Raw genomic sequence first — 19,793 nt, 5'->3', positions numbered from 1 at the left:
GCCGTGCGTGAGACAGAGCTTCCGCTGGCACTGAGCGTCGGCGATCCGTCCGGCGTCGGGCCGGAAATCGCCATTGCCGCGTGGCAGAGCGCCCACGATTCGGATGCGGCACCCTTCTATCTTCTCGCCGACCCGGCGCTGATCACAGCGCGGGCACGCCGGATCGGCGCCGAAGTGGCAATCGCGGAGACGGTGCCGGCGCAAGCAGCTGATGTCTTTCAACACGCTTTGCCCGTGGTGCCGCTGGCGGCGCGCTTCACCGACGATCCCGGCCGGCCTGACGCGGCCAATGCCGCCGGCACCATCGAGGCCATTGACCGCGCCGTCGCCGACTGCCTTGCCGGCCACGCGGCCGCGGTCGTCACCTGTCCGATCGCCAAGAAGCCGCTTTACGATGCCGGCTTCGGCTTTCCCGGCCACACCGAATATCTGGCGCATCTGGCCTCTCTCCACACCGGTGGCGCGGTAACCCCGGTGATGCTGATCGCCGGCCCCGAATTGCGCACCGTTCCGGTTACCATCCACATTGCGCTGGCCGAGGTGCCGAAGGTGCTGACGACGGAGCTGATCGTTGCGATCTCGCGCATCACCGCCGCCGATCTTGCAAGCCGCTTCGGCATCGCCAGGCCGAGGCTTGCGCTTGCCGGCCTCAATCCGCATGCAGGCGAAAGCGGCGCCATGGGGACGGAGGATGAGCGCATCATCCGTCCGGCGGTCGAGATCCTGCGCGCGCAAGGCATCGACGCTTTCGGGCCGCTGCCGGCCGATACGATGTTTCATGCGCGCGCCCGTGCCGGGTACGACGTGGCGATCTGCATGTATCACGACCAGGCGTTGATCCCGGCCAAGGCGCTGGCCTTCGACGAGGCCGTCAACGTCACGCTTGGCCTGCCGTTCATTCGCACTTCGCCCGATCACGGCACAGCCTTCGACATCGCCGGCAAAGGCATCGCACGTCCCGACAGCCTGATCGCGGCGCTGAAGCTGGCGCGCCGGCTGGCCGATACCGGTATAAAGGTCGCAGCCGCATGAGCGTTGATGGGCTGCCGCCACTGCGCGATGTGATCGAACGCCATGGGCTGCAGGCAAAGAAGGCACTTGGTCAGAATTTCCTGCTCGACCTCAATCTGACCGGCAAGATCGCGCGCGCCGCCGGTGACCTTAGCGACAGCACGGTGATCGAGGTCGGCCCCGGCCCCGGCGGGCTGACCAGGGCGCTGCTCTCCGCCGGTGCCCGGCGCGTCATCGCCATCGAACGCGACGAACGCTGCCTGGCGGCGCTTGCCGAGGTCTCCAACCACTATCCGGGCCGGCTTGAGGTGATCAGCGGCGACGCGCTGAAGACGGATTTTACCACTCTTGCCAATGCCGCGTCGCAAGGCGGCGGCCCGGTGAGGATTGCCGCCAACCTGCCCTACAATATCGGCACCGAGCTGTTGATCCGTTGGCTGACCGTCACCGACTGGCCGCCCTTCTATCAATCGATGACCCTGATGTTCCAGCGCGAGGTGGCCGAGCGGATCGTCGCCGGCGCCGGCAGCGACGCCTATGGCCGGCTCGGCGTGCTGGCGGGCTGGCGGACCGAAGCGAGGATTGCCTTCGACGTGCCACCGCAAGCGTTCACGCCGCCGCCCAAGGTGACCTCCTCGGTGGTGCATCTGGTGCCGCGTGCCAGCCCGCTGGCGGCCGACGTGAAAAAACTCGGCCGCGTCACCGAAGCCGCCTTCGGCCAGCGCCGGAAGATGCTGCGGCAGAGCGTGAAGAGCCTGGGGGGCGAGGCACTGCTTATGCGCGCCAACATCGATCCGACCCGGCGGGCGGAGACGCTCAGCGTCGAGGAATTCGTGCGGCTGACGAACGCGGTTTGAGCTGCCATCTCCCCCCTCGTGGGGGAGATGTCCGGCAGGACAGAGGGGGGCGCGAAGGAATGCCTACCTCGGAGTCTTGATCAGAGAATTGTTGATATTCGGCCTGCCAGAGTGATGCTGATTACTGCAACTGCTGGCGGGACAGCGCCCCCCTCTGCCCTGCCGAGGCATCTCCCCCACAAGGGGGGAGATTGGCGCTCCACCGCCTCACTCCGTCTTCTCGTCCAGCAGCCCCGAGACGAAATCAAACAAACCCGGCCGGCGGTCGCGCCGAAGCCGTTCTGCCGTCACGATGCCGCGCACTTCGGCGAAGGCGCGGTCGAGATCGTCGTTGACGATGACGAAGTCGTATTCCTTCCAGTGCTCGATCTCGTTGCGGGCGTTCTTCAGCCTGGTCTCGATCACCTGTTCCTGGTCCTCGGCGCGGCGCTTCAGCCGCGCCTTCAATTCCTTCATCGACGGCGGCAGGATGAAGATCGAGACGATGTCGGCGCGCATCTTCTCTTTGAGCTGCTGGGCGCCTTGCCAGTCGATGTCGAACAGCATGTCGCGCCCTTGCGCCAGCGCCAGTTCGGCCGGCTCACGCGGCGTCGCATAGCAATTGCCGTGCACCTCGGCCCATTCCAGCAGCGCGTCGGAATCGCGCAGCCGCTCGAACTCGCGCATGGTGCGGAAATGATAGTGGACGCCTTCGATCTCCGAGCCACGGCGTGGCCTGGTGGTGACCGAGACCGACAGTTCCAAGCTGCCGTCGCTTTCCAGCAGGTTGCGCGCGATCGTCGACTTGCCGGCGCCGGACGGCGACGACAGGACCAGCATCAGCCCGCGTCGGCGAATGCGCGACCCCAGATCCCTGGCAACCATCGGCTCCTTGGCACCCATTTTGGGTTACTCCAGATTCTGGACCTGTTCGCGAAACTGGTCGACCACCGCCTTGAGCTCCAGCCCGATGGCGGTGACGGTGGCGGCGTTCGACTTCGAACACAGAGTATTCGATTCGCGGTTGAATTCCTGCGCCAGAAAATCGAGCTTGCGGCCGATGGCGCCGCCATTTGCCAGCAGCACCCGGCCCGACACAACATGTGTCTTCAGCCGGTCGATTTCTTCGCGAATATCGGCCTTGGTGGCCAGGAACGCCGCTTCCATGTGCAGCCGAACGGCATCGAGATTGGCCGACGCATCCATTAGCAGCCGAACCTGTTCGGCGATCCGCTCGCGGATTGCCGCCGGTTCGCGCGACGGGTCGGCCTCGGCCTTGCGCGTCAGCGCCTCGATGGCGTCGATATGACCGGAAAGCAGCGAGCGCAGCGCTTCGCCTTCGCTTTGGCGCGCCTGCTCGAGACCGGTAAGTGCGGTTTCGAGCGATGACAGGATTGCCGCGTCGAGCGCTGTCCGCACCTCCTCGGTTTCGTTGCTTTCAGGGATGTCCAGCACGCCGCGCAGGGAAAGCAGGCCGTCGGCGGTCGCCGGGGCGACACCGAACTGGTCCTGCAGCCGCTTGGCCAAGCCGGCCAGATCCCGGAGGAAGACTTCGTTGACCACCGGCTGCACCTGCTGGCCGGCGGCACGGCTGACGGTCAGCGTCGCCTGGAAATTGCCGCGCGAAAAGCGCTTCTGCAGCGTCTGCCGGACCGCCGGCTCCAGCCGCTCAAAACCTTGCGGCAGCCGCAGCCTGACCTCGACGCTCTTGCCGTTGACCGACTTGACCTCCCAAGCGATCGAGGCGCCGTCGTGCTCGGCGACGGCGCGTGCAAATCCGGTCATGCTCTGCAAATTCATGATGCGGCTCGTGTCTCCCTGATGTTCCGATTCGGAAATCCTGCTGGCGTTCGATATCACGGGGAGGGCGAATGTCAGAATCGCAATACCGGCAAGGTGTTGATTTCCGGTGTCGTTTTGATCTCGCAGTGCCGAAATCTGCAGAGGCCTCGGAGCAAGGCTTCGAACCGCGCTGCGCGTTCAAAGCAGCAGCGCGTCGCCCATGTCCGCAAGGCGCAAGGTCACTCTGCCAAAAAGCGCCGGCCTGCTATTGGGCGGCACCCGCATCGCCGCCGGCATCCCCACTGTTGCCGCCGGCATCGCCACTAGCGTCACCGCTGTCGTCGCCATCCGCCGGCGCATCGGTCTGGCCCGGGGTCTTGGCACCTTTGGCAACGTCTTCAGCCTGCTTTTTCTGCAGCGCCCGGTAGCGAGCCACGTTCTCATTGTGCTCGGCAAGCGTCGTGGCAAAGACGTGACCGCCGGTGCCGTCGGCAACGAAATAGAGATCGTCGGTCTTCGACGGGTTGGCGACGGCCTCGAGTGCGGCACGGCCCGGGTTGGCGATCGGCGTCGGCGGCAGGCCGTTGATCAGATAGGTGTTGTAAGGCGTCTGCTTCTCAATGTCCGACTGGTAGATCGGCCTGTCGGCGGGTTTGCCCTTGCCGCCGAACAGGCCGTAAATGATGGTCGGATCGGATTGCAGCCGCATGCCCTTGGCCAGACGGTTGAGGAAGACGGCGGCAACGCGCGAGCGCTCGTCACCCCGGCCGGTTTCCTTTTCGACGATCGAGGCCAAGGTGACGAAGTCGTCGACATTGGCCAGAGGCAGGTCGGGCGCGCGCCGCTGCCAGACTTCGTCGACCAGCTTCTTCTGGTCGGCGAGCAGCTTGTCGACCATCTGCTGGCGCGTGGCGCCGCGGGTGAAGCGCAACGTATCGGTGGCAAGGCTGCCCTCGGCCGGCGTGGTCGCCGGCATGTCCCCAGTCAGCGCATCCTGTTCGGCAACACGCTGCAGCGCCTGCTCGACCGTCAGCCCCTCGGGAATGGTCAGCGAATACATCACCGACTTGCCGCTCTTCAGAAGCTCCATGATGTCGCGCATGGAGGCGCGCGGCTTGACTTCGTATTCGCCGGCCTTCAGCGCTGAATCATTGCCATAGACGCGCACGCCAATGCGGAAGATGCGGGCGTCGCTGATCAATCCACGCCGTTCGAGTTGGTCGGCAATATCCTGGACGCCGGTGCTCGGCTTGACCAGGAAGGTGTCGCCAGTGGCGGACGGACCAGGTTCGTTGAAGGCCTGTTTGCCGAAATAAAGCGAAACGCCGGCGGCGAGGATCATTAACATCACCGCGGAGATGACGAAGTTCATGAACACCACGACCTGGCTGCGCGAGGCGCGCGAGCGCTTCGGCGGCGGTGTTCCGGCTTCCGGCCGCAAGGCCTCGGCCGCAGTCTTCGGCACGATCGGGCCGGTCTGCTGGTTTTGTCCGAATTGTCCGCTGCCGCCCGGATTGGTGTTCATAAGCGCCCTACCATCTGATCTCTTAGAGCGCCCATGCGTCCGGTTGGACGCCCAGCGTGCCCTAACATTTCAAGCCTACGCATCGTGCTTTCAAAAAAAAGCGCCTTCGGTTTCAGGCCGATGCGACGAATCCCCAGCGGCAGAGTAGGCTCGAATATGGCAAAATTGACGACAGACCGCTGGCGCGCCGGTCGATACCGCAATCAGCCGATATAGCGCTGGAAGACCAGCGAAGCGTTGGTGCCGCCGAAGCCGAAGGAGTTGGACAGCGCCACGTCGACCTGCCGATGCCGTGGCGTGTTGGGTACAAGATCGATCGCGGTTTCGCGTTCCGGGTTGTCGAGATTGATGGTGGCGGGAGCGATGTTGTCGCGGATGGCGAGGATCGAGAAGATCGCCTCGGCGGCCCCCGCGGCACCCAGGAGGTGGCCGATCGACGACTTGGTCGACGACATCGAGATCTTCGAGGCGGCATTACCGACCAGCCGCTCGACGGCGCCGAGCTCGATCGTATCGGCCATGGTCGAGGTGCCATGCGCGTTGATGTAATCGATATCGGCGGGCGTCAGCTTGGCCCGGTTCAGCGCCGCCGTCATACAGCGGAAGGCGCCGTCGCCGTCTTCGGCAGGCGCGGTGATGTGATAGGCGTCGCCGGTCAGGCCGTAGCCGGTGACCTCGGCATAGATCTTGGCGCCGCGCGCCTTGGCGTGTTCGAGCTCTTCCAGCACGACGACGCCGGCGCCCTCGCCCATGACGAAGCCGTCACGGTCGCGGTCATAGGGGCGCGAGGCCTTTTCAGGCGTGTCGTTGCGGTCGGTGGATAGTGCCCGGCAAGCGGCGAAGCCGGCTAGCGAAAGCCTGGTCACCGGCGATTCGGCGCCGCCGGCCAGCATCACGTCGGCATCGCCGAAGATGATCAGCCGGGCGGCATCGCCAATGGCGTGCGCGCCAGTTGAGCAGGCAGTGACGACGGCGTGATTGGGACCCTTCAGCCCGTGCCGGATCGACACCTGACCGGACACCAGGTTGATGATGTTTCCAGGAATGAAGAACGGGCTGATGCGGCGCGGTCCACGCTCGTGCAGGATCAGCGCATTTTCGGCGATGCCTTCGAGGCCGCCAATGCCGGAGCCGATCATGACGCCGGTGGCGCAACGCTCGGCTTCGGTGCCGGGCTCCCAGCCGGAATCCTTCAGCGCTTCGTCGGCGGCCGCGATCCCGTAAAGGATGAAGTCGCCGATCTTGCGCAGTTCCTTCGGCTCAAGCACGGCTTCGGGATTGAGCGTGCCGTTGGTGCCGTCACCGCGTGGAATGACGTGGGCGATCTTGCAGGCAAGATCTTCCACTTCGAACTCGGTGACGCGCTTGGCAGCGCTGCGGCCGGTCAGCAATTCCTTCCAGCTGTGCTCGAAGCCCATGCCGAATGGCGAAACCAGGCCAAGGCCCGTGACGACGACACGCCTCATCGCAGGTCCTCCCCGGTGATGACTGCGGATAGCGTCAGGCCGAAGCCTTGTCGATGTACTTCACGGCATCGCCGACGGTCAGGATGGTCTCGGCCGCATCGTCCGGAATCTCGACGCCGAACTCTTCTTCGAACGCCATGACGAGTTCGACCGTATCGAGGCTGTCCGCGCCCAGATCATCGATGAAGCTCGCCTGCTCCGTCACCTTGTCGGCATCGACGCCAAGATGTTCGATGACGATCTTCTTGACGCGCTCTGCGGTGTCACTCATTTGGGGCATCCTCGTCTTTTGTTTGTCTGTCTTCGTTAGCGGGCAGAATGCCGCTAATCAAGCTGAAAGATGGTCCTGCCGGAAACGCAACGGCACCGGACCAGTTTTTGCCCGAACCGCCGGGTTGCGGGCCGCATTACACGAAAATTGGCTAAGGTCCAAGGCGAAATGGTCTCTTTTCACAAGCCGGCCACGTCTTCTTATTGCCCGGCCATCTCCCCTCAAATCATCGCCATGCCGCCGTTGACATGGATGGTCTGGCCGGTGACGTAGGCGGCTTCGTTGGAGGCGAGATAGGCGACGGCAGACGCCACTTCAACACTCGTGCCCATGCGGCGCGTCGGAATCGCCGCCATGATCGCGTCTTTCTGCTTGTCGTTGAGCTTGTCGGTCATGGCCGATTCGATGAAGCCCGGCGCGACGCAGTTGACGGTGATGTTGCGGGTGGCGATCTCCTGCGCCAACGACTTGGAAAAGCCGATCATGCCGGCCTTGGAAGCGCAATAATTGGTCTGGCCTGGGTTGCCGGTGACACCGACCACTGAAGTGATGTTGATGATGCGGCCATGCCGGCGACGCATCATCGGATGGGTGAGTTCACGGGTCAGCCGAAACACGGCGGTCAGGTTGACCTCGAGCACACTGTCCCAATCGGCATCCGACATCCGCACGAACAGGCCGTCCTTGGTGATGCCGGCATTGTTGACCAATATATCGACGCCTTCGAGTTCGGCTTCCGCCTTCTGGCCAAGCGCCTTGACCTCGTCGCGGTTCGACAAATTGGCTGGAAACAGTTTTACCCGGTCGCCGAGCTCGGCTGCCAGGGTCTCCAATTTCTCGATGCGGGTGCCGTGCAGGCCGACAATGGCGCCTTGCGCATGCAGCACCCGGGCAATCGCCTCGCCAATGCCACCCGATGCGCCGGTGACAAGCGCCTTGCGGCCGGTCAGTTCGAACATTTTTCAATCCTCTTCTCGAGTCGGGCGGTCGGAGCATTTTGGTTATCTGTAGACGTCGCCGCGATGGCCTATCGTCACCACCAGAATGACGAGCCGTTTGTCCTGCACATCGCAGATAATCCGATAATCCCCAACCCGATATCTCCAAAAAGTCGCCAGAGGCCCCTTCAGCGATTTGCCTGCTTCGCGCGGGTTGTCCAGTGCGGCGATGCGATTTTCGATGAAATCCCGGATGCGGTGACGTGTCTGCGGGTCCAGTTTTTCAATGAATTTGCGCGCCGAGCGGGCATACTCAAGCGTCCAGGCCACGCCAGAATTCCTCGGCCTTCACAACGTCCTCCTCGCCGCTCCTGATCCGCTCCAAGACCTCGGCTGCGAGGTAATAGTCTTCAATGTCCTCAAGACCGCGCTCGATGAGTTCGCGCAGATAGAAGGCCTTGCTGCGACCGGTCTTGGTCGCAAGGAAATCCAGGCGTTCTTCAATTTCGGGAGCCAGTCGGATTGAGGTTGGCATATCGCCCTCCAGGTGAATACATGTATTCATGTACAGCGGCTAAGCCAGAAACTCAACCCTCGAGCGTCGCCGACGAGGACGCTCTGATCAACCAAGCGCAGCCAGCGCGGCCTCGATATCGGCCGGGGTGCCGACGGCTGCGGTAGCGATGTCGCGGTTGATGCGCCGCGCCAGGCCCGACAGCACCTTGCCGGCGCCGATCTCGTAGAGCGTGGCGACGCCGTTGGCGCCGAACCACTCCACCGTTTCGCGCCAGCGCACGCGGCCGGTGATCTGCTCGACAAGCCGCCGAGCGATCTCATCGGGATCGCTGGTCGGGGTCACGGTAACGTTGGAAACGACTGGAACCACCGGCGCATGCTTGGCTACCCCGGCCAGCGCCTCGCGCATGACATTGGCCGCCGGCGCCATCAGCGCCGAGTGGAAGGGGGCGGAGACCTGCAGCATCAGCGCCCGCTTGGCGCCCTTCTCGGTGCACAGTTTCGCGGCGAGTTCCACCGCCGCCTTGGCGCCGGAGATCACCAGCTGGCCGCCGCCATTGTCGTTGGCGATCTGGCAGACCTTGCCGGAGCCGGCTGCCGCTTCAGTGCAAGCGGCTTCGACGTCAGGCTGTTCCAGTCCGATGATCGCCGCCATCGCGCCCTCACCGGCCGGCACCGCCGCCTGCATGGCATTGCCGCGAATGCGCAGCAGCCGGGCGGCATCGGCGACCGAGACGAAACCGGCGGCGGCAAGGGCGGAGTATTCGCCGAGCGAATGGCCGGCAACGTAGGCGACCTTGTCCTTCAGCGAAAAACCGCGCGCTTCCAGTGCCCGCACCGCAGCCAGCGACACTGCCATCAGCGCCGGCTGGGCATTGGCGGTCAAGGTCAGCGTCTCTTCAGGGCCTTCCCAGATCAATGTCGACAGCTTTTCGCCCAGCGCCTCATCGACTTCCTCGAAGACCCTGCGCGCCTCGGGGAAGGCGTCGGCGAGATCCTTGCCCATGCCGACAGCCTGGCTGCCTTGTCCCGGAAAGGTGAATGCAACGGCCATTTGGGCTCTCTCCAGCGCATGATTTTTCCTGCCTGTGACGCAAGGCGGACCGCCAAGTCAAGCCCGCGAGCAGCATTTCGGCCCTCGTTCCACCCGGAAGCCGACCTCGAGTCCCTGTTCTGAAAGGCTTTTTGCCGATCACTCCTGATGAAAACCGCTCACGAATCGTTTGCTGGCTCTTCTTATTTCCGCCACAGGCGCTAGCTTTTGCATGACAGTTCTATGACAGAACGGTGACGCGCGTGGAAAAACGCGTTGCTTGGGCCGGGGGAAGAAGAGAAGTGGCAAGGATCAGGAAGGGCGCAGCAGTACCCGCGCCACAGTTCTTGGAAGACGATCCGTCCACCGGCTACCTGCCGGGGCGCAGATGGCCTGTGATCCGCTACGGTCTGGTCACGCTGCTTGCTTCCGCCGTCCTGGTGTTCGCCATCGAATGGATCGTGCGCGGCGACTTTTTCGGCACGGTCGACTTCTTCCTGCAACCCTTCAAGCCGGGCTGGACCACCATCATCGTCTTTGCGCTGGTGCTGATCGGACTGGACGCCGTGCTTGGCCGTAGCCACCAAAGCCTGATGATCGTGGCGCCGCTGACGCTGGCGCTGGCCTTTGTCGGGCACCAGAAGTCGCACTATCTCGGCGATCCGCTCTACCCGACCGATTTCCTCTATTCGCGCCAGATCATGGCGCTGATGCCGCTTCTGGTGCGCGAGCGGCCCTGGACGGCGCTCGCCATGGCGGTCGGCATCGTCGCCGGGCTGTCGCTGCTGATCTATGGCTGGCGACTGTGGCGCCGCAAGGTGCTGATCCTCAGCCGCAAGGGGCGCCTGGCGCGGTTGACGCTGGCGGTGCCGCTGCTCGCCTTCTTCGTTTCGATCATGGACTACGCCACCTTCTCGTGGACCCGCGACCGGCTGCAGATCATCCCGATCATGTGGGACCAGAAGGAAAACTATGCCTCCAACGGGTTTGCGCTGGCTTTCGCGCTCAACGTGCCGATGGCGCATGTCTCGGCGCCAGTGGGCTATTCCGACAAGGCGATCGATGCGATCGACAGACCGGATGTGACGGCCTCGGTGCCGGATGAGAAACCCGACATCATCGTGGTGATGAGCGAATCCTTCTGGGATCCGACCAAGCTGCCCGGCGTCACCATCACGCCGGACCCGATCCCCAATGCGCGCGCTTTGCGCTCGGGCTACATGTTCTCGCCTGAATTCGGCGGCATGACCGCCAACATCGAATTCGAGGCGCTGACCGGCTTTTCCAATGCCTTCCTGCCGGCGGGCTCAATCCCCTATCAGCAATATGTCCGCACGCCGACGCCGTCGCTGGCGACCTTCCTGAAAAGTGAAGGTTATCGGGCGCGCGCCATCCACCCCGGCACCAACTGGTTCTGGAACCGCGGCGCGGTCTATGCCGATTTCGGCTTCAACGATTTCCGCTCGGAAGAGACGCTGCCGCCGTTGGAAAAGCGCGGGCCGCTGGCCTCCGACGCGGCAATGACCGACGAGATCATCGCAGAGGCCGACGCCAGCGAGGACCCGGTGTTCTTCTTCGCCGTCAGCCTGCAGAACCACGGCCCCTACGAGCCGTACCGCTATTACAACCCGACCCACAAGGTCGCGGCTCCCATCAGCACATGGGCGCGGGAATCGCTGCTCAGCTACGCCGAGGGTTCGGCCGATGCCGACCGTGGCCTCGAACGGCTGATCGAATGGGCGAAGAAGCGCGAGCGGCCGACGGTCATTGCCTTCTTCGGCGACCATCTGCCGCCGCTTGGACCCGTCTATGTCGAGACCGGCTTCCTCAAAGACAATGTCGCGCCGCGCAAGGAGCCGACGCCGGAGGCAGCACTTGAGCACCACCAGACGCCGCTGATTATCTGGTCAAACCGCACCGGCCCGGCGCAGGATATGGGCGCGGTCAGCCCGGCCTTCCTGCCCTACCACATCCTGACCACAGCCGGGATCACGCATCCCTACTACACCGGCTTCCTCGGCGCGCTGCGCGAACGCTACCGCGTCGTCGATCGCAATCTCCTGCTGACGCCGTCAGGCGAAGCGACGCCCGACTGGGCGCGGCAGAAGGACATCGATCCGGCGATCAACGATTTCCGCCTGCTGCAATACGACATGATGTTCGGCAAGCGTAAGGCCGCGCCCGACTTCTTCCCCGAAACGGTGGACAAGCTCGCCCATACAAGTTGACGCCCGGCGTTTTTCGATCCTGCGACGCCAAGGATGCTGTCTGGAACGGCGTCCTACCCTTGCCTTCCCGCCAAATTGCTGTATAGACGCCCGCAATCTGCCGGTCCTTGCTGGGGGCTGAACGGAGGGCCGTTGTTTTCCTAGGGAAAGCGGCGTGTGAAGCCAGAAGCGCTTCCGCCTCCCGTGTCTCCGCTCTCGACCGTCTCGAAATGCTCCTTTCTTCCCCGCCCCTTCGGGACCAGCGGGTCAGAGAAGTTGCAGAGGCTTTTGCCGCGAGGGTCCGGGAGAGAAACGAAGAAAGGCATTGAACCACTATGGCTCTATACGAACATGTGTTCCTTGCCCGGCAGGACCTCTCGCAGCAGCAGGTCGATGCGCTTGTCGAACAGTACAAGGGCGTCATCTCCGCAAATGGCGGGTCCGTCGGCCGGGTCGAGAACTGGGGACTGAAGTCCCTCACCTACCGGGTCAACAAGAACCGGAAGGCTTACTACACGCTTATGGACCTCACCTGCCCGCCGGCAGCGCTCAACGAGATGGAGCGCCAGATGGGTCTGTCCGAAGACGTGCTGCGTTTCCTGACCGTCAAGGTCGAGGCGCATGAGGAAGGCCCGTCGGCCATGATGCAGAAGCGCGAAGAGCGCTCGGAACGCGGCGGCTTCGGCGACCGCGACCGTGGCGATCGTGGTCCGCGCTCGTTTGGCGATCGTGATCGCGGCGACCGTGGCGATCGTCCGCCGCGCTCATTTGGCGACGCCGGTGGCGATCGGGGTCCGCGCCGTCCGCGCGAAGGCGTTGAAGGGGGTGCAGAATAATGGTCGACATCAATCAAATCCCGACCCGGCGCCCGTTCCATCGCCGCCGCAAGACCTGCCCGTTCTCCGGCGCCAACGCGCCCAAGATCGACTACAAGGACGTGCGTCTGCTGCAGCGCTACATTTCCGAGCGCGGCAAGATCGTGCCGTCGCGCATCACCGCCGTCAGCCAGAAGAAGCAGCGCGAACTCGCCAAGGCGATCAAGCGCGCCCGCTTCCTCGGCCTGCTGCCCTACGTGGTTCGCTAAGACTTTCGAGCGGGCGGTTCGCCGCCCGCTCTATTCTCCCACGGCGACGGGCGCCGCAGGGAGTATTTTGATGATGCATGTCGTTGTCCCAAAACCGGGACCCGCTTTTGGGCGGCATGCATTGAAATCCCGAGTTGAGGTGAAAAGCCTCTAACTGCCGCGACAGGCAGGACAGCGACACCGGCGCCAAGGCGCTCAGAGCTTCCTGACCTGTTCCACTCAATTCGGTGCCGACCTTGTGATCGGTGCCCAGACGAAGGAACAAAACCATGGAAGTCATTCTTCTCGAACGCGTTTCCCGCCTCGGCCAGATGGGCGATACCGTCAAGGTCAAGGACGGCTTTGCCCGCAACTTCCTCTTGCCGCAGGGCAAGGCGCTGCGCGCCAACGAAGCCAACAAGAAGAAGTTCGAGGGCCAGCGCGCCCAGCTCGAAGCCCGCAACCTCGAACGCAAGTCGGAAGCCTCTCAGGTTGCCGAAAAGCTCGACGGCAAGAGCTTCATCGCCGTGCGTTCGGCCGGCGAGACCGGCCAGCTCTACGGTTCGGTGTCGACCCGCGACATCGCCGATCTGCTGACGGCGGAAGGCTTCTCGGTCAACCGCAACCAGATCCAGCTCAACCAGCCGATCAAGACCATCGGCGTCACCAATGTGGCGATCGCGCTGCATCCGGAAGTCGAGGTCACCATCAGCCTCAACATCGCCCGCACGGCCGATGAAGCCGAGCGTCAGGCCAAGGGCGAAACGCTGACCACCGCCGAAGCCATCTATGGCGACGACATCAACGACAATGCGCGGCCGGAGAACTTCTTCGACCCGAACACCGAGTTCGAAGGCGGCGAAGACAACGCCTAATCGCCTAACGACAAGTGAGGGAGCGACGCTCCCCAATCACATTGTCGTCATCCAGCCTTTGTGGACCAATGCCCGGGCCTCTCGCCCGGGCATTTTTGTACCAAATGGAACTTTTCGAACCCCTATATATTGTTGCAGAGTTAGCCCGCCAGTCTGACCGTGAGGGGACATTTGGTGATGAATATTCTGTTGAAGCGCGTTCTCGACCGCCTGGTGCGCACGGGCAATCTCAAAGTCACCGGGCCGAAGGGTTCGACGCATGTGTTCGGCGACGGCAGCGGCGAGCCGGTGCACATGCACATCAAGACCAAGCATGCCGAACGCGCCATCACCTTCGATCCAATGCTGGCGGTGCCGGAATCCTACATGGACGGCGAACTCGACATCCTTGAGGGCGGCGTTCTCGGCCTGATGCGCATCGCCTTCCAGAACATGGGCAGCGGCGGCATCGACGCCACCTGGTCGAAGGCGATCGAGGGCCTGCGCCACGCCTTCCGCCGCCTGCAGCAGATCAACACCGCCTCGCGCTCGCGCCGCAACGTGCAGCGCCACTATGATCTGTCTGGCGATCTCTACCGGCTCTTCCTCGACGAGGACATGCAGTATTCCTGCGCCTATTTCGAACAGCCGGACATGACTCTCGACGAGGCGCAGGTCGCCAAGAAGCGCCACATCGCCGCCAAGCTCAGGCTGAAGGCCGGCCAGACCGTGCTCGACATCGGCTCCGGCTGGGGCGGGCTTGGCCTCTACCTCGCCAAGGCTTTCGACGTCGACGTGCAGGGCGTGACGCTGTCGACCGAGCAGCACGGCGTCGCCACCGACCGGGCGCATGCGCAAGGCCTGCAGGACCGAGTGCATTTCGACCTGAAGGACTACCGCGAACTCAACGAACGCTTCGACCGCATCGTCTCGGTCGGCATGTTCGAGCATGTCGGCGTCAACCATTTCCGCACCTTCTTCGAGAAGTCGGCGACGCTGTTGAAGCCGGACGGCGTCATGCTGCTGCACACAATAGGCCGCTCCGGCGTGCCGTGGGCGACCAGTGCCTTCGTCCGCAAATACATCTTCCCCGGCGGCTACATCCCTTCGTTGTCGGAGGTGATGCCGGCAATCGAAAAGTCGGGGCTGGTGGTTACCGACATCGAGATTCTGCGGCTGCACTATGCCGATACGCTGAAGCACTGGGGCCAGCGCTTTGCCGCCAACCGCGACAAGGCCAAGGCCATCTATGACGAGCGCTTCTGCAGGATGTGGGAGTTCTATCTGGCCGCCTCGGAAGCGGCCTTCCGCTGGCAGGACCTGGTGATCTTCCAGATCCAGATCGCCAAGAAGAACGACACGCTGCCGATGACGCGCGACTACATGGCCAAATGTGAAAAGGCGCTGGAAATGCGCGAGATGGGGCATCGCCAGGAAGCCGCCGAGCCTGCCGTTGCCAAGTCGGTTGCTACAAGGTCAGTGGTTGCCAAGCCGGCGCGCCGCCGCAAGGTGGCGGATCGCGAGTAGCCCGGCGGCGGCCCATCGGTCTTGCCATCGCCAGCCCAAACATGAAAAAGGTCTCGCTATAGTGAGACCTTTTTCATGACCTACCTCCTCTACATCGCCGCCGCATTGGCCGTGATCGCCGGCTGCTTTTCCTTCTGGGCCTGGTGGCGGCTTGAAAAGTCACCATTGTGGCTGGCGCCCGGCCTCGTCTCGCTGGCGCTATTCGGTTTCCTGCTGGCGCTGGTCGACACCAATGCCGCCGGCCGCGCCTACGCCGCCTACGGCGGTATTTACATTGCCGCCTCGCTCGGCTGGCTGTGGCTGGTGGAAGGCGTGCGCCCAGACCTTTGGGATCTTGCCGGCGCGGCGCTTTGCATTGCCGGCGCCTCTGTCATCCTGTTCGCACCGCACGGAGCCTGAGCGTGGAACTGCCAGCATCGCTCAGACAAGGCGTCGAGCGCCTGCTCGAAACGATACCGCTGCCGGCGCTGCGCCAGGCGGCGAAGACGCTGTCGGACCGCTACCGTGCCGAACTGCGCGACGGCCGCCTGCACATGGCTGAAGAGATGGCGGTGAAGGCCTATCTGGCGACGCGGCTGCCGGCGACCTATGCGGCCGCGCGCGCCAGCCTCGACGCGCTCGCCGACGCACGGCCCGATTTCCAGCCAAAAACCCTGCTCGATGTCGGCGCCGGTCCTGGTACGGTGCTTTGGGCCACCACGGACCTCTGGCCAGACCTCGAACAGGCGGTGCTGTTTGAGGCCAGCGCCGCGGTGCGCAAGGTCGGCCAGTCGCTCGCTCTTGATACCATTGTCGCGAGCATCGACTGGCGCGCCGGCGACGTCACCATCGATCTTGCCGATCTCAAGCCTGCCGATCTCGTCACCTGCGCCTATGTGCTGGACGAGATCGCGCCGGCATCGCTGCCGAAGCTTGTCGCCCGGCTCTGGCAGTTGACCGCCGACACGCTGCTGATTGTCGAGCCGGGCACGCCGGCAGGCTGGCAGCGCATCCTGGCCGTGCGCCGGCATTTGCTGGAGGCCGGCGCGAATGTGCTGGCCCCTTGCCCCCACGACGCCCCCTGCCCGCTTGAGCCGCCCGACTGGTGCCATTTTTCGCGCCGCGTCGCCCGCTCGCGCCTGCATCGCCTGGCCAAGGATGCCGAAGTGCCCTGGGAGGACGAGAAGTTCATCTACGTCGCGGCGTCGCGGCAGCCCGCGGCCTCCCGCGCCGCGCGCGTCATTGCGCCGCCGAAAGCCGGCTCCGGCAAGGTGCTGCTCAAATTGTGCCGGCCGGACGGCAGCGCCGGCGAGACGCTTTTCACCAAGCGCGACGGCGAGCTGTTCAAGCAAGCGCGGCGGTTGGACTGGGGCGATACGTTGGACGAGAGAAGCGGATAGCCGCCGAGATTGTTCTTGCTTCGTTCCTGTCGAACCAATACAATCACCACTTGGCGAGTCAATCGGAATCACAGCACGGGAATTCTGTCCTGTGGACGGTTTGCCGTCCCCTGTGGACAGCGGGCATCAACGCCGATTGGACGCAACTGATGCATATAAGTCAGCATCGGATCTTTCGCGTTCTGGTATCGAGAAGCCGGGATCGAAATCGGGGACATCATGGCAGAGGCAGCACGAAAATTCGGCGTGGCGGAGCAACCGCTTTATCGTGAGGCGCCAAACAACATCGAGGCCGAGCAGGCGCTGCTCGGCGCCATCCTCGTCAACAACGATGCCTTCTACCGCGTCTCGGACTTCCTCAAGGCCGGACATTTCTATGAGCCGCTGCACAGGAAGATCTTCGAGGTCGCGGCCGAACTCATCCGCATGGGCAAGGTGGCGACGCCGATCACGCTAAAAACCTTCCTGCCGGCCGACGAGAAGGTTGGCGACATGACGGTGGCGCAATATGTGGTCCGGCTGGCGGTCGAAGCCGTCACCGTCGTCAACGCCACCGACTATGGCCGCGCCATCTATGACCTCGCCACGCGCCGCGCGCTGATCACCGTCGGCGAGGACATGGTCAACATCGCCTATGACGCACCGGTCGACATGGCGCCGTCCGAGCAGATCGAGGATGCCGAGCGGCGGCTGTTCGAACTGGCCGAAACCGGCCGCTACGATGGCGGCTTCGAGAGCTTCACCGACGCCGTCAAGACTGCCGTCGACATGGCCAACGCTGCCTATATGCGCGACGGCCATCTCTCGGGCGTCGCCACCGGCCTGCGCGATCTCGACCGCCGCATGGGCGGGTTGCAGCCCTCCGATCTGATCATCATCGCCGGCCGTCCCGGCATGGGCAAGACGTCGCTCGCCACAAACATGGCCTTCAACATCGCCGAGGCCTATGTGCCGGCGCAGCAGGCCGACGGATCGTTCAAGGCCGCCAATGGCGGCGTCGTCGGCTTCTTCTCGCTGGAAATGTCATCCGAACAGCTGGCGACCCGTATCATTTCCGAGCAGACCGAGATTCCATCGTCAAAAATCCGCCGCGGCGAGATTTCCGAGATGGATTTCGAAAAGCTGGTCGCCTGCTCGCAGACCATGCAGAAGATCCCGCTGTTCATCGACCAGACCGGCGGTATCTCGATCGCGCAGCTTTCCGCCCGGGCGCGCCGGCTAAAACGCCAGCGCGGCCTCGACCTCATCGTCATCGACTATATCCAGCTGATGCAGGGTTCCAGCGCCAAGGCCTCGCAGAACCGTGTGCAGGAAATCACCGAGATCACCACCGGCCTCAAGGCGCTGGCCAAGGAACTCTCAGTGCCGATCATCGCGCTGTCGCAGCTGTCGCGTCAGGTCGAAAGCCGCGAAGACAAGCGCCCGCAGCTCTCCGACCTGCGTGAATCCGGCTCGATCGAGCAGGACGCCGACGTGGTGATCTTCGTCTATCGCGAGGAATATTATCTGAAGAACCGCGAACCCAAGCCCGGCACCGACGAATACATCAAGTGGGAACACGAGATGAACGAGATGCGCGGCAAGGCCGAAGTCATCGTCGCCAAGCAGCGCCACGGCCCGACGGGTTCGGTCAGCCTCGCTTTCCAGGGCGAATTCACCCGCTTTTCCGACCTCGCCGAAGAGCATCATATCGCGGAGAGGTTTGAGTAGCTTTTTGGCCTACCGCAGCGCTCCGTCACACCCCCCTCTGGCCTGCCGGCCATCTCCCCCGCAAGGGGGGAGATCAGGAGCTTCGCGGGTGGCGCTCGCCTTGCGACGGTGGCGAGTGGCGAAAGCATCGACGGCAGCCAATCTCCCCCCTTGCGGGGGAGATGTCCGGCAGGACAGAGGGGGGTGTGCAGGATCACCCTCCTTCGGTCATTTGCGAGCAGCATCACTCCATGGCTAAATCCCGCGTTCAGTTCATCTGCCAGAATTGCGGCTCGGTGCATCAGCGTTGGGCCGGCAAATGCGATGCTTGCGGCGAGTGGAACACGCTCGTCGAGGAAGGCACGTCGGGGGGCATTGGCTCGGGGCCGGCCAACACGCGCAATGCCCGCAAGGGCCGCGCCGTGGTGCTGACCAGCCTGTCCGGCGACATCGAGGATGCGCCGCGCATCATCTCCGGCATTGGCGAACTTGACCGCGCCACCGGTGGCGGGTTCGTGCGCGGCTCAGCGCTGCTGGTCGGCGGCGACCCCGGCATCGGCAAGTCGACGCTGCTCACCCAGGCCGCGGCAGCATTGGCGTCAAAAGGTCATCGCATCGTCTATGTCTCGGGCGAAGAGGCGGTTGCGCAGATCAGGCTGCGGGCGCAGCGGCTTGGCGTCGCCGACACACCGGTCGAACTCGCCGCCGAGACCAATGTCGAGGACATCCTGGCAACAATCGCCAACGGCAGAAGGCCGGACCTCGTCATTCTCGATTCGATCCAGACGCTGTGGACCGACATGGCCGATTCGGCGCCCGGCACCGTCACCCAGGTGCGCGCCGCCGCCCAGGCGATGATCCGCTATGCCAAATCCACGGGCGCCGCCATCGTTCTGGTCGGCCATGTCACCAAGGAAGGCCAGATCGCGGGCCCGCGCGTCGTCGAGCACATGGTCGACGCCGTGCTCTATTTCGAAGGCGAAGGCGGCCACCACTACCGCATCCTTCGCACGGTGAAGAACCGTTTCGGGCCGACCGACGAGATCGGCGTCTTCGAAATGTCGGACAAGGGCCTGCGCGAAGTCGCCAATCCGTCGGAGCTGTTTCTCGGCGAACGCCATGCGAAGTCGCCGGGCGCCGCAGTGTTCGCCGGAATGGAGGGCACTCGCCCGGTGCTGGTCGAGATCCAGGCGCTGGTGGCGCCGTCCTCGCTGGGTACGCCGCGCCGTGCCGTCGTCGGCTGGGACGGTGCGCGGTTGTCGATGATTTTGGCCGTGCTCGAAGCGCATTGCGGCGTCCGCTTCGGCACCCACGATGTCTATCTCAACGTCGCCGGCGGCTACCGGATTTCGGAGCCGGCCGCCGATCTGGCGGTCGCCGCTGCACTGGTTTCGTCGCTCACCGGTCTTGCCCTTCCCGCCGATTGCGTCTATTTCGGCGAAATCAGCCTGTCGGGCGCGGTGAGGCCGGTTGCGCATGCGCAACAGCGCCTTAAAGAGGCCGAAAAGCTGGGTTTTGGAAGTGCGGTTCTGCCTTTGGGCAGCGAGGAGGTTGTCGGGGGGATCGGGGCCGGCGCTTTCCAGCCAACCGAACTTGCCGATCTCGTGGCGCGCATAGCCGGCTCACGGCGCAGCCGTGTCGACGAGGAAGAATGACGCGGCTCGCTCGAGCCGTGAAAAGACAATCGGAGTGGGGC

General features: G+C 63.9%; 20 protein-coding genes. 11 read left to right on the top strand and 9 right to left on the bottom strand.

Features of this window, described 5'->3' with window-relative positions; all coding sequences use genetic code 11:
- The first annotated feature begins 3 nt into the window (after positions 1-3).
- Both pdxA and rsmA read left to right on the top strand, forming a co-directional pair.
- On the top strand, positions 4-1,032 hold the full coding sequence (gene pdxA / locus AC1D1L_RS28615) for a 4-hydroxythreonine-4-phosphate dehydrogenase PdxA (RefSeq protein ID WP_477344593.1): 1,029 nt from the start codon (positions 4-6) through the stop codon (positions 1,030-1,032).
- The gene (gene rsmA / locus AC1D1L_RS28610) at positions 1,029-1,868 is read left to right on the top strand and encodes a 16S rRNA (adenine(1518)-N(6)/adenine(1519)-N(6))-dimethyltransferase RsmA (RefSeq protein ID WP_477344592.1); all 840 of its coding nucleotides are present in this window, start codon (positions 1,029-1,031) and stop codon (positions 1,866-1,868) included. Before pdxA ends, rsmA begins: the two co-directional genes overlap by 4 nt.
- A gap of 207 nt (positions 1,869-2,075) precedes the next feature.
- Here the strand turns inward: rsmA and gmk are convergent, their stop codons facing one another.
- The 9 genes from gmk to fabD form a co-directional block, all read right to left on the bottom strand.
- Complete coding sequence (gene gmk, locus AC1D1L_RS28605; protein WP_162712060.1) at positions 2,076-2,750, bottom strand: guanylate kinase; 675 nt, start codon at positions 2,748-2,750, stop codon at positions 2,076-2,078.
- Between the two features lie 6 nt (positions 2,751-2,756).
- A complete protein-coding gene (locus AC1D1L_RS28600) occupies positions 2,757-3,647 on the bottom strand; it encodes a YicC/YloC family endoribonuclease (protein WP_477344591.1) in 891 nt (296 codons plus the stop codon).
- Positions 3,648-3,894: 247 nt separating this feature from the next.
- Positions 3,895-5,154 carry an endolytic transglycosylase MltG gene (mltG, locus tag AC1D1L_RS28595; RefSeq protein WP_477344590.1) on the bottom strand — a complete coding sequence of 420 codons (1,260 nt, stop codon included), beginning with the start codon at positions 5,152-5,154 and terminating at the stop codon, positions 3,895-3,897.
- A 203-nt stretch (positions 5,155-5,357) separates the two neighbouring features.
- Positions 5,358-6,620: a beta-ketoacyl-ACP synthase II gene (gene fabF / locus AC1D1L_RS28590; protein WP_112560796.1), complete on the bottom strand. Its 1,263-nt coding sequence runs from the start codon at positions 6,618-6,620 to the stop codon at positions 5,358-5,360.
- A 34-nt stretch (positions 6,621-6,654) separates the two neighbouring features.
- The gene (locus AC1D1L_RS28585; RefSeq protein WP_006203723.1) at positions 6,655-6,891 is read right to left on the bottom strand and encodes an acyl carrier protein; all 237 of its coding nucleotides are present in this window, start codon (positions 6,889-6,891) and stop codon (positions 6,655-6,657) included.
- 221 nt (positions 6,892-7,112) lie between these two features.
- The gene (fabG, locus tag AC1D1L_RS28580) at positions 7,113-7,850 is read right to left on the bottom strand and encodes a 3-oxoacyl-[acyl-carrier-protein] reductase (RefSeq protein WP_112560795.1); all 738 of its coding nucleotides are present in this window, start codon (positions 7,848-7,850) and stop codon (positions 7,113-7,115) included.
- Positions 7,851-7,892: 42 nt separating this feature from the next.
- On the bottom strand, positions 7,893-8,159 hold the full coding sequence (locus tag AC1D1L_RS28575) for a type II toxin-antitoxin system RelE family toxin (protein WP_477344589.1): 267 nt from the start codon (positions 8,157-8,159) through the stop codon (positions 7,893-7,895).
- Positions 8,143-8,364, bottom strand: a complete 222-nt coding sequence (gene relB / locus AC1D1L_RS28570; RefSeq protein ID WP_477344588.1) for a type II toxin-antitoxin system RelB family antitoxin — start codon at positions 8,362-8,364, stop codon at positions 8,143-8,145. The genes AC1D1L_RS28575 and relB overlap by 17 nt, the downstream gene beginning before the upstream one ends.
- Before the next feature lie 87 nt (positions 8,365-8,451).
- Entirely contained in the window at positions 8,452-9,399 is a 948-nt protein-coding gene (gene fabD / locus AC1D1L_RS28565; protein WP_477344587.1) for an ACP S-malonyltransferase, read from the bottom strand.
- 281 nt (positions 9,400-9,680) lie between these two features.
- Here fabD and AC1D1L_RS28560 point away from each other — a divergent pair, with 281 nt between their 5' ends.
- The 9 genes from AC1D1L_RS28560 (at position 9,681) to radA (ending at position 19,752) form a co-directional block, all read left to right on the top strand.
- Positions 9,681-11,606 carry an LTA synthase family protein gene (locus tag AC1D1L_RS28560; protein WP_477344586.1) on the top strand — a complete coding sequence of 642 codons (1,926 nt, stop codon included), beginning with the start codon at positions 9,681-9,683 and terminating at the stop codon, positions 11,604-11,606.
- A 314-nt stretch (positions 11,607-11,920) separates the two neighbouring features.
- Entirely contained in the window at positions 11,921-12,421 is a 501-nt protein-coding gene (rpsF, locus tag AC1D1L_RS28555) for a 30S ribosomal protein S6 (RefSeq protein ID WP_112560792.1), read from the top strand.
- The gene (rpsR, locus tag AC1D1L_RS28550; protein ID WP_006203718.1) at positions 12,421-12,669 is read left to right on the top strand and encodes a 30S ribosomal protein S18; all 249 of its coding nucleotides are present in this window, start codon (positions 12,421-12,423) and stop codon (positions 12,667-12,669) included. Before rpsF ends, rpsR begins: the two co-directional genes overlap by 1 nt.
- A gap of 269 nt (positions 12,670-12,938) precedes the next feature.
- Positions 12,939-13,523, top strand: coding sequence for a 50S ribosomal protein L9 (gene rplI, locus AC1D1L_RS28545; RefSeq protein WP_142867758.1), 585 nt, complete (start codon positions 12,939-12,941; stop codon positions 13,521-13,523).
- A gap of 177 nt (positions 13,524-13,700) precedes the next feature.
- Complete coding sequence (locus AC1D1L_RS28540; RefSeq protein ID WP_477344585.1) at positions 13,701-15,029, top strand: class I SAM-dependent methyltransferase; 1,329 nt, start codon at positions 13,701-13,703, stop codon at positions 15,027-15,029.
- A gap of 75 nt (positions 15,030-15,104) precedes the next feature.
- Positions 15,105-15,428 (top strand): YnfA family protein, encoded by a 324-nt coding sequence (locus AC1D1L_RS28535; protein ID WP_477344584.1) that lies wholly within the window; start codon positions 15,105-15,107, stop codon positions 15,426-15,428.
- Positions 15,429-15,430: 2 nt separating this feature from the next.
- Complete coding sequence (locus tag AC1D1L_RS28530; protein ID WP_477344583.1) at positions 15,431-16,408, top strand: small ribosomal subunit Rsm22 family protein; 978 nt, start codon at positions 15,431-15,433, stop codon at positions 16,406-16,408.
- A gap of 219 nt (positions 16,409-16,627) precedes the next feature.
- Positions 16,628-18,118 carry a replicative DNA helicase gene (locus tag AC1D1L_RS28525; RefSeq protein WP_112560787.1) on the top strand — a complete coding sequence of 497 codons (1,491 nt, stop codon included), beginning with the start codon at positions 16,628-16,630 and terminating at the stop codon, positions 18,116-18,118.
- 230 nt (positions 18,119-18,348) lie between these two features.
- Positions 18,349-19,752 (top strand): DNA repair protein RadA, encoded by a 1,404-nt coding sequence (gene radA, locus AC1D1L_RS28520; RefSeq protein ID WP_477344582.1) that lies wholly within the window; start codon positions 18,349-18,351, stop codon positions 19,750-19,752.
- The last annotated feature ends 41 nt before the right edge of the window (positions 19,753-19,793 follow it).

The organism is Mesorhizobium sp. P2_D6 (assembly GCF_056404315.1).
The sequence above is the reverse complement of the archived record's forward strand: the minus strand, read 5'-3'. Positions and strand labels throughout refer to the sequence as shown.

What these genes read in the sequence shown, in the direction of transcription:
- rsmA (WP_477344592.1), top strand. Translation starts at nt 1,029, where the DNA reads ATGAGCGTTGATGGGCTGCCGCCACTGCGCGATGTGATCGAACGCCAT.
- gmk (WP_162712060.1), bottom strand. Translation starts at nt 2,750, where the DNA reads ATGGGTGCCAAGGAGCCGATGGTTGCCAGGGATCTGGGGTCGCGCATT.
- AC1D1L_RS28600 (WP_477344591.1), bottom strand. Translation starts at nt 3,647, where the DNA reads ATGAATTTGCAGAGCATGACCGGATTTGCACGCGCCGTCGCCGAGCAC.
- mltG (WP_477344590.1), bottom strand. Translation starts at nt 5,154, where the DNA reads ATGAACACCAATCCGGGCGGCAGCGGACAATTCGGACAAAACCAGCAG.
- fabF (WP_112560796.1), bottom strand. Translation starts at nt 6,620, where the DNA reads ATGAGGCGTGTCGTCGTCACGGGCCTTGGCCTGGTTTCGCCATTCGGC.
- AC1D1L_RS28585 (WP_006203723.1), bottom strand. Translation starts at nt 6,891, where the DNA reads ATGAGTGACACCGCAGAGCGCGTCAAGAAGATCGTCATCGAACATCTT.
- fabG (WP_112560795.1), bottom strand. Translation starts at nt 7,850, where the DNA reads ATGTTCGAACTGACCGGCCGCAAGGCGCTTGTCACCGGCGCATCGGGT.
- relB (WP_477344588.1), bottom strand. Translation starts at nt 8,364, where the DNA reads ATGCCAACCTCAATCCGACTGGCTCCCGAAATTGAAGAACGCCTGGAT.
- fabD (WP_477344587.1), bottom strand. Translation starts at nt 9,399, where the DNA reads ATGGCCGTTGCATTCACCTTTCCGGGACAAGGCAGCCAGGCTGTCGGC.
- rpsF (WP_112560792.1), top strand. Translation starts at nt 11,921, where the DNA reads ATGGCTCTATACGAACATGTGTTCCTTGCCCGGCAGGACCTCTCGCAG.
- rpsR (WP_006203718.1), top strand. Translation starts at nt 12,421, where the DNA reads ATGGTCGACATCAATCAAATCCCGACCCGGCGCCCGTTCCATCGCCGC.
- rplI (WP_142867758.1), top strand. Translation starts at nt 12,939, where the DNA reads ATGGAAGTCATTCTTCTCGAACGCGTTTCCCGCCTCGGCCAGATGGGC.
- AC1D1L_RS28540 (WP_477344585.1), top strand. Translation starts at nt 13,701, where the DNA reads ATGAATATTCTGTTGAAGCGCGTTCTCGACCGCCTGGTGCGCACGGGC.
- AC1D1L_RS28535 (WP_477344584.1), top strand. Translation starts at nt 15,105, where the DNA reads ATGACCTACCTCCTCTACATCGCCGCCGCATTGGCCGTGATCGCCGGC.
- AC1D1L_RS28525 (WP_112560787.1), top strand. Translation starts at nt 16,628, where the DNA reads ATGGCAGAGGCAGCACGAAAATTCGGCGTGGCGGAGCAACCGCTTTAT.
- radA (WP_477344582.1), top strand. Translation starts at nt 18,349, where the DNA reads ATGGCTAAATCCCGCGTTCAGTTCATCTGCCAGAATTGCGGCTCGGTG.